Genomic DNA, 8,604 nt, shown 5'->3' with positions numbered 1-8,604 from the left:
AAAAAAAAGGCCAACAATTATGCTGGCCTTTTTCAAAATCATAATATTACGCTTTAAGTAATCGCGAAATATGCGCTTTCAATACATCGATCGCAATACGGTTTTTACCGCCACGTGGAACAATGATATCAGCATGCTGTTTAGATGGATCAATAAACTGCATGAACATTGGACGTACTGTTTTCTGATATTGCTCAAATACAGATTCCATTGTGCGACCACGCTCTTCTACATCACGTCTAGCACGACGTAATAAACAGATATCTAAAGGCGTATCCATAAACACACTTGCGTGCATTAAATTACGTAAACGAGGATCAGTTAAAAGCAGAATACCTTCAAGAATGATCACTTTTTTAGGAGTCATCACATCAACTTCAGAAGTACGTGTGTGCTCAGTATAGCTATAGGTTGGAATATCAACCGCTTCACCACGCATAAGCTGTTCAAGATGTTCACAAAGTAATTCGTGATCAAGAGCACTTGGGTGATCGTAATTTGTTTTGACTCTTTCTTCCATGGTCAGGTGGCTTTGGTCCTTGTAGTAACTGTCTTCAGTTATTACACCAATTTGATGATCGCCAACTTTTGCTCGTAGTTCGTTATAAATAGTAGAAGCGATCAGACTCTTACCTGAAGCTGATGCTCCTGCAATACCTACGATAATACAGTTTTGATTACTGTTCTCTGACATAAAAGATACCTAAAAGTGTGCGAGATGCGGTTATTAAAATAAAACCGCCTAATTATAGGGATTACGAACGATACTTTCCACCGATAATTACGCTAAACACCGACACTATAAAGACTTGAACATTATTTGGTCAGCAATAACCTCTCCTTGCCAATATAATCGACTAGATACTTGTTCTGCGAGCTGAATATAAAGCTGACTATGGGCACTCGCTAGGTTTTCGGCAACACTTGGCGTACCTGAATCAGTCTCACTGCGAATATCTATATGCAATGGCAACTTACCAAGTAATGGAATTGAATACTTCTTCGCCATTAACTCTGCACCACCGGTTCCAAAAATGGCTTCTTCATAACCGCATTGTGAACAAATATGCACACTCATATTCTCAACGATGCCAATAACAGGAACATCTACTTTCGTAAACATGTTCACTCCTTTAATCGCATCAGTTAATGCAAGATCCTGTGGTGTAGTAACTATTACTGCTCCAGTCGTTGGTATCTGCTGAGATAGCGTTAGTTGAATATCTCCTGTTCCTGGTGGCATATCAATAACAAGATAATCCAGCTCTGGCCACCATGTTTCATTAAGTAATTGAGATAATGCCTTTGACGCCATTGGACCACGCCACACCGCCGCTTCTGCTTTATCTACTAAATAACCAATTGAATTACTGTAAATGCCATGAGCCTCTACTGGCATCATGCGGTTATTGTCTACAATGTTTGGTTTTTTATCTTCTACGCCTAACATTAAAGGAACAGATGGCCCATAAATATCCGCATCTAATATGCCAACTCGAGCGCCTAAATGATGTAACGCTAATGCCAAATTCACCGCAGTTGTTGATTTACCAACCCCACCTTTGCCAGAACTAACAGCAATGATATTTTTCACCCCTTTAACTGCAGGTTTATCTGTTTTTAAGGTTGCTGGTTTAGTCACCACATCAAAAGAGAGTGAATCCAGTTGTAAACTCTGTTTTTGTTGCTCAGCCCAAGCCAATAGCTCTTGCTTTAAGGAAGTAGAGACAAAAGGGAGGGTTACAGTAACAGTGCCGTTAGCTGTCAGTGATACCAAGTTTGGTATATCAGCCCATCCCTCACAAAGTTGCGAATGCGTAAATTCATTTAACCAATTTTTAATCTCAGCCATCGTTGTAAATGCCATCTTACCTATTCCTTGATTATTTTTACTCATCCTAGCACTAATTGAGTCTTTGATCCTCTATGCTTTCTAGCTCGCTTCAGGTACTATTTATCTCTTAAAATTTTCACCCATCACATTAAGCGAAAGAGAAGATATGGCTACAGATCCGAGAAAAATTCTGGTTACATGTGCCCTACCGTATGCAAACGGTTCAATCCACCTAGGTCATATGCTTGAGCATATCCAAGCGGATATCTGGGTTCGTTACCAACGTTTACGCGGCAACGACGTTAACTTTATTTGTGCAGATGACGCTCACGGCACACCAATCATGCTTAAAGCTCAACAGATGGGTATCACTCCTGAAGAAATGATTGCAGCAGTAAGCGAAGAGCATCAGAAAGATTTCGCAGGCTTCGACATTAGCTTTGATAACTATCACAGCACACACAGTGATGAAAACCGTGAGTTAGCCTCTCATATCTATTTAGAGCTAAAGAAAAACGGCTTTATTACTAGCCGCACTATTTCTCAGTTATTCGATCCTGAAAAAGAAATGTTCTTACCTGACCGCTTCGTAAAAGGCACTTGCCCGAAATGTAAAGCAGAAGAACAATACGGTGATAACTGTGATAACTGTGGCGAAACATATAGCCCTACTGATCTGATTAATCCTAAGTCTGCAGTGTCTGGTGCAACTCCAGTAATGAAAGATTCTGAGCATTTCTTCTTTGACTTACCTCAGTTTGAAAGCATGCTGAAAGAATGGACTCGCTCTGGTTCTTTACAATCAGAAACAGCAAATAAGATGCAAGAATGGTTTGAATCAGGTTTACAACAGTGGGACATCTCTCGTGATGCACCTTACTTTGGCTTTGAAATTCCTGGTGAAACAAATAAATTCTTCTACGTTTGGTTAGACGCTCCTATTGGCTACATGGGTTCTTTCAAAAACCTTTGTAACAAACGTGACGATCTAAACTTTGATGAATACTGGAAAAAAGACAGCACGACTGAGCTTTACCACTTCATCGGTAAAGACATCGTATATTTCCACAGCCTATTCTGGCCTGCAATGCTTGATGGCGCAGGTTTCCGTAAGCCAAACAATGTATTTGTCCATGGTTATGTTACGGTGAATGGCGCGAAAATGTCTAAATCTAAAGGCACTTTCATTAAAGCGGGTACTTACTTAAATCACTTAGATCCTGAGTGTCTACGTTACTACTATGCCGCTAAACTAAATAGCCGTATTGACGATCTTGATTTAAACCTTGAAGACTTCACTCAACGTGTAAACTCTGATGTAGTAAATAAGATTGTTAACCTAGCTTCTCGTAACGCTGGCTTCATTACTAAACGCTTTGATGGCAAACTAGCAGATAACTTTGCAGAGCCTGAGCTTTACAATGAATTTATTGCAGCAGCTGATCGTATTGCTGAGCTATACGAAACTCGTGAATTTAGCCGTGCTATTCGTGAGATTACCGCGCTTGCAGACAAAGCAAATCAGTACATTGATGAAAAAGCACCTTGGGTATTAGCAAAAGAAGAAGGCAAAGAGCAAGAGCTACAAGAAGTTTCTTCTGTAGGTATTAACTTGTTCCGTGTCCTAATGGCTTACCTAAAACCTGTAATGCCAGAGCTTGCTGCACGTACTGAAGCTTTCTTAAACGAAACGTTAACGTGGGAAGGCGTTACACAACCATTAACGTCTCACGAAATCACTACGTTTAAAGCGCTATTTGCTCGAATCGACCCTAAGAAAGTTGAAGCTATGGTTGAAGAATCAAAAGAAGATGCAGCTGTAGAAATGGCCGCAAAAGAGAAAGCTGAAGCGGAAAAAGAAAAAGCAAGCCAAACTGAACTAGATAAAGACCCAATCGCAGATGAAATTGAGTTTGATGCATTCGAAGCGGTTGATATGCGCATTGCACGTATTATTTCTTGTGAAGAAGTGCCAAAAGCAAACAAGCTACTTAAATTCCAACTGGATATTGGCGGTGAGACTCGTCAAGTGTTCTCTGGAATCAAATCAGCATACAAACCTGAAGAGCTAGAAGGCAAGTTAACCGTGATGGTTGCTAACCTTAAACCTCGTAAAATGAAGTTTGGTATGTCTGAAGGCATGATCCTAGCTGCAGGCCCTGGTGGTAAAGACCTTTGGATCCTTGAACCACACGAAGGTGCTCAACCAGGTATGCGTGTAATGTAATTCTTTTTTAAAAGAAGCTTACAAACAAAAATAGAGACCAAATGGTCTCTATTTTTTTTATCTATTTATAAGCGATTACACACTTATAAAACTGACGCTAGAGACAGGTTAATCTCACTTAATACTTGTGATGGATTCTCTGCCTGTGTAATTGGGCGACCAATCACTAAATAATCAGAACCAGAGGTAATTGCATCAACCGGTGTCATAATGCGTTTTTGGTCACCGATATCAGCACCTGCTGGACGAATGCCAGGAGTCACTAACTGAAAGTCTTTACCTAGGTCAGCTTTCAACATTGAAGCTTCTTGTGCAGAACATACAACGCCATCTAAACCACTATTTTTAGTTAATGCCGCTAAACGTTTTACTTGTTCTTGTGGTGCGATATCTAAACCAATACCCGCTAAATCTTGTTGTTCCATACTTGTTAGTACAGTTACACCAATAAGCAATGGACGATCTTTTCCATATGGTTCTAAAATTTCACGTGATGCTGTCATCATACGCTCACCACCACTCGCATGAACATTCACCATCCACACACCCATTTCAGCTGCTGCACGCACTGCTTTTGAACAAGTATTAGGGATATCATGGAACTTTAAATCTAGAAAAACAGAAAAACCACGTTTATGAAGTTCCTTTACAAACTCAGGGCCAAATAAAGTAAACATCTCTTTACCCACTTTCAAGCGGCAAGAGCTAGGATCAATTTTATCTACAAACGCTAATGCATCTGCTTGATTATCATAATCCAATGCAACGATCACCTTTTGGTCTTTCATTTTCTCTCCTTTGGAATTGCTCATTTTGTTTTACTCAAAAAAAGAGGCACTAAGAGCGCCTCTTCATTATTCACCATCTAAACCCTTTATAGGCTTAATTGCCCCCCACCCTTTACAGGATGGACACTGCCAAAATAATCGATGGGCAGAGAAACCGCATTTACAACAACGATAATTCGGTTTCATTTTTAATTGCTCACCAACTAGGTTTTGTAAACTCGATAAACTGGCTTTTGCTCTACCATCTTCAGCTTCATCAACATGATAGCCCATAAGACGGTAGAAGCCTTTCATTGTCGGATTTTTTAGCAGTTGCTTAGTCATATAACCTTGAGCTAATGCTGTACCTTCATGCTTTGCTATTAAATTAGACAGCATAAGCTCTGCACTTGCCCCTGCGCCTTTTACTATCGCTTCTTTTAAAAAGTTAAGCAATGAACCTTCTCTATCTAAGTGTTCATAACACTCTGCAAGTAATGGCAATGCCTCACTGATAAAATCAATATCTTGATCTAAAACGGATTCTAATTGCGCTGCAGCCGCTTTATAGCTTTCTTCTTCTATTAATAATTTCGCCATCATTATTGATGCTCGAACGCAGTTATTATCAATAGATAAGGCTTTTTTCAAATTCTGTTTTGCTTTATTTAAGTTACTATCAGCAAGCTCTTGCATTGCTAATTCACAATAATAATGAGCAATGTCGGGTTTTAGCTTTTTCTTACCCATTTTCACTAAACTATTAGCAAAGGTAATGGCTTGTTCCCATTCTCTTGTTTGTTGATGAATAGCAACTAACTGAAGTAAAGCGGCTTCTTTATGATCAGGCTCGTCCACTAACTGCTCAAATATTTTTTCGGCACGATCCAAAATACCAGCAACCATATAATCTTTTGCAAGTTGTTGAAGTGCTATATTTCGTTGATCTACCGTTAAGTTTGGACGAGCGATGAGGTTTTGATGAATTTTGATGGCGCGGTCCACTTCACCACGGCTTCTAAAAAGGTTACCTAATGCAAGATGGGTATCTATCGTATCGCTATCGACCTGAAGGAGCTCGATAAAGTGATCTACTGCTTTATCTGACTGATCAGACAGCAATAGATTCAGACCCGCCACGTATTGACGTGACAGGTGATTTGTATCTCTTTGACGTTGTTGTGTCGCACTCCTATTACCCATATACCAACCATAACCGGCTGCAATAGGTAATAATAGGAATAGCAGTTCTAACATTTAGTCACTACCCTTTGGTTGAATCTAAACGCAGTTTATTCAACTCTGCAGTTTGTTTATCGAGACGCTTACGTAAACGACGCTGCGTCATACTCACTTTTAAATACATACTGCCACAAATCAGCCAGCCTAAACCAAAACCAGTCGCAAAGAATATTCCTAGCAAGGTTGATAATTGAAAATCACCCTGTGCCAACAAATAGTTAAAATTAACAATAATCTGGTTTTGTGCACCGACCGCTAATGAGATAAGAAATAAAGATAATAATAAAATAGCTACAACAATTTTCACTGGTATTCCCTCCAGTTAATGAACATCTAACAATATCTTATTTTACAGCTCTAAAGATACACCTAAACGCACTGAAAATGAACATAAAAAAACGGCATACTAAAAAGTATGCCGTTTTTATATGCCAATTTACATTAGCTGAAATTCACACGTTCACGCAGTTCTTTACCTGGTTTAAAATGAGGAACGAACTTACCGTCCAATTCTACTTTATCACCAGTTTTTGGATTACGACCTAAACGAGGCTCTCGATAGTGTAGAGAAAAACTACCAAAACCACGAATCTCTATACGATCACCGCCCTCTAGCGTTGTTGCCATCTGTTCAAGGATTTCCTTGACTGTATCTTCAACCTGCTTAGCAGAAAGTTGAGGCTTTTTACTACACAGTTGTTCAATCAGTTCAGATTTTGTCATAAATGACCTCTCCTACGTTATCGAAAGAAAAGGGAGCATTACGCTCCCTTTAAATTTACTTATTCGCCTTTAGCTGCTTTGAAAGCGTCAGCCATTGCGTTACCGAAACCACCGTCTTCAGACTTAGTGTTCAGTGAAGCCATTGCTTCTTGCTCGTCAGCTTCATCTTTAGCTTTGATAGATAGGTTAACTACGCGGTTCTTACGGTCTACACCAGTGAACTTCGCTTCAACGCTATCGCCAACGCTTAAGATTAGAGATGCATCTTCAACACGGTCGCGAGATAGCTCAGAAGTACGGATGTAACCTTCTACGCTGTCTGCAAGAGTGATTGTAGCGCCTTTAGCGTCAACAGCTGAAACAGTACCGTTTACTAGAGTACCTTTCTTGTTGTCTGCTAGGTAGTTGTTAAATGGGTCTTCTTCCATTTGTTTAACACCTAGAGAAATACGCTCACGCTCTGCATCTACTGCTAGAACAACAGCAGAGATTTCGTCGCCTTTCTTGTACTCACGTACCGCGTCTTCACCTGTAGCATTCCAAGAAATGTCAGATAGGTGAACTAGACCGTCGATGCCGCCGTCAAGACCGATGAAGATACCAAAGTCAGTGATAGATTTGATCTTACCAGTAACGTGGTCGCCTTTAGCTTGCGCTTCAGCGAATGTCTGCCATGGGTTAGCTTTACATTGCTTAAGACCTAGAGAGATACGACGACGTTCTTCGTCAATCTCAAGAACCATAACCTCAACTTCGTCGCCTACATTAACAACTTTAGAAGGGTGGATGTTCTTGTTAGTCCAATCCATTTCAGAAACGTGTACTAGACCTTCAACGCCTTCTTCGATTTCAACGAAGCAGCCGTAGTCAGTTAGGTTAGTAACACGACCAGAAAGTTTGTGACCTTCTGGGTAACGCTTAGCGATAGCTACCCATGGATCTTCGCCAAGTTGCTTAAGACCTAGAGAAACACGAGTGCGCTCACGATCGAACTTAAGAACTTTAACATTGATCTCGTCACCAACATTTACGATCTCAGATGGGTGCTTAACACGCTTCCAAGCCATATCTGTGATGTGTAGTAGACCGTCAACGCCACCTAGATCAACGAATGCACCGTAGTCAGTAAGGTTCTTAACGATACCTTTAACTTCCATGCCTTCTTGTAGAGAAGCAAGTAACTCGTCACGCTCAACACTGTTTTCAGATTCGATAACAGCACGACGTGAAACAACAACGTTGTTACGCTTTTGGTCAAGTTTGATTACTTTGAACTCTAGCTCTTTGCCTTCAAGGTGCAGAGTGTCACGTACTGGACGTACATCAACAAGAGAACCAGGTAGGAATGCACGGATACCGTTAAGTTCAACTGTGAAGCCGCCTTTAACTTTACCGTTGATAACACCCATAACTGTTTCAGCATCTTCGTATGCTTTTTCAAGTTGGATCCAAGCTTCGTGACGCTTCGCTTTCTCACGAGAAAGTTGAGTTTCGCCGAAACCGTCTTCAACAGCGTCAAGAGCAACGTCTACTTCAGAACCAACTTCAACTTCAAGTTCGCCAGCAGCGTTCTTGAATTGTTCAGCTGGGATAGCTGCTTCAGACTTAAGGCCAGCGTCAACAAGAACGAAACCGTTCTCGATAGCTACTACAGTACCTTTAACGATGCTGCCTTGTTGGAATTCAGTTTCATTCAGAAACTCTTCAAAGAGTTGAGCAAAAGATTCAGTCATTAATTTGATCTTCAATATTAAACGTCCATGGGTATCCTACCGCATGGGGTTGATAGTAAGGTTAGTTATCATCCTTGC

The 8,604-nt window shown here is 40.5% G+C and carries 8 protein-coding genes; 1 reads left to right on the top strand and 7 read right to left on the bottom strand.

All coding sequences use genetic code 11. From position 1 onward, the window contains the following. Positions 1 to 46: 46 nt before the first annotated feature. Complete coding sequence (gene udk, locus F8B77_RS07155; protein WP_130044231.1) at positions 47 to 694, bottom strand: uridine kinase; 648 nt, start codon at positions 692 to 694, stop codon at positions 47 to 49. 105 nt (positions 695 to 799) lie between these two features. After that, positions 800 to 1,867, bottom strand: a complete 1,068-nt coding sequence (apbC, locus tag F8B77_RS07150; protein ID WP_151654776.1) for an iron-sulfur cluster carrier protein ApbC — start codon at positions 1,865 to 1,867, stop codon at positions 800 to 802. A 133-nt stretch (positions 1,868 to 2,000) separates the two neighbouring features. Between apbC and metG the strand changes: the two genes are divergently transcribed. Next, on the top strand, positions 2,001 to 4,061 hold the full coding sequence (gene metG, locus F8B77_RS07145; RefSeq protein ID WP_130048230.1) for a methionine--tRNA ligase: 2,061 nt from the start codon (positions 2,001 to 2,003) through the stop codon (positions 4,059 to 4,061). Between the two features lie 83 nt (positions 4,062 to 4,144). Here metG and pyrF read toward each other — a convergent pair whose 3' ends face one another. The 5 genes from pyrF to rpsA form a co-directional block, all read right to left on the bottom strand. Beyond that, positions 4,145 to 4,849: an orotidine-5'-phosphate decarboxylase gene (gene pyrF / locus F8B77_RS07140; protein ID WP_130086067.1), complete on the bottom strand. Its 705-nt coding sequence runs from the start codon at positions 4,847 to 4,849 to the stop codon at positions 4,145 to 4,147. Between the two features lie 66 nt (positions 4,850 to 4,915). Continuing rightward, positions 4,916 to 6,085 (bottom strand): lipopolysaccharide assembly protein LapB, encoded by a 1,170-nt coding sequence (gene lapB / locus F8B77_RS07135; protein ID WP_151654775.1) that lies wholly within the window; start codon positions 6,083 to 6,085, stop codon positions 4,916 to 4,918. Positions 6,086 to 6,092: 7 nt separating this feature from the next. Further along, positions 6,093 to 6,377 (bottom strand): LapA family protein, encoded by a 285-nt coding sequence (locus F8B77_RS07130; RefSeq protein ID WP_130044226.1) that lies wholly within the window; start codon positions 6,375 to 6,377, stop codon positions 6,093 to 6,095. 134 nt (positions 6,378 to 6,511) lie between these two features. Next, positions 6,512 to 6,793: an integration host factor subunit beta gene (ihfB, locus tag F8B77_RS07125; RefSeq protein ID WP_045102545.1), complete on the bottom strand. Its 282-nt coding sequence runs from the start codon at positions 6,791 to 6,793 to the stop codon at positions 6,512 to 6,514. Positions 6,794 to 6,852: 59 nt separating this feature from the next. Continuing rightward, positions 6,853 to 8,526, bottom strand: coding sequence for a 30S ribosomal protein S1 (gene rpsA / locus F8B77_RS07120; protein WP_130048233.1), 1,674 nt, complete (start codon positions 8,524 to 8,526; stop codon positions 6,853 to 6,855). Between the last annotated feature and the right edge of the window lie 78 nt (positions 8,527 to 8,604).

Origin of the sequence: Aliivibrio finisterrensis, from assembly GCF_008933155.1 — a bacterium.
Classification (GTDB): Bacteria; Pseudomonadota; Gammaproteobacteria; order Enterobacterales; family Vibrionaceae; genus Aliivibrio; species Aliivibrio finisterrensis.
This window is presented reverse-complemented; position numbering and strand designations above follow the sequence as displayed.